General features: G+C 63.6%; 1 protein-coding gene. It reads right to left on the minus strand.

Annotation, left to right across the window (positions count from 1 at the left end; genetic code table 11):
• On the minus strand, positions 1–445 hold a 445-nt coding region (locus tag KW845_RS29355), incomplete at both ends, for an AMP-binding protein (RefSeq protein ID WP_218372950.1).

Genomic DNA, 445 nt, shown 5'->3' on the forward strand with positions numbered 1-445 from the left:
GTAGTAGCCCTTGAGCTCTTCGGGGAAGTAGCTTTTCTTGAAGCGCTCGGGGTCACCCCAGATGTTGCGGATCATCGACGGCCAGGGCTTCTTGACCACCAGGATGCCGCCGGCGCCGTTGGGCATGTCGTTGCCGGATTCATCGACGATGGCCGCGGTGATGCCGGGCAGCGGCAAGGTGCACGAACCGGGCACCAGCGGGGTGGCACCAGGCAGAGGCGTGATCATGTGGCCGCCGTTTTCGGTCTGCCAGAAGGTGTCCACGATCGGGCAGCGCTCGCCACCAATGTGCTTGTAGTACCACATCCAGGCTTCGGGGTTGATGGGCTCGCCCACGCTGCCCAGGATACGCAGCGACGACAGGTTCCAGTTCTTGGGGTGCACCTTCTCGTCGGAATCCGCGGCCTTGATCAGCGAACGGATGGCCGTGGGCGCGGTGTAGAAC

Source organism: Bordetella sp. BOR01 (assembly GCF_019218885.1).
Taxonomy (GTDB): Bacteria; Pseudomonadota; Gammaproteobacteria; order Burkholderiales; family Burkholderiaceae_B; genus Bordetella_A.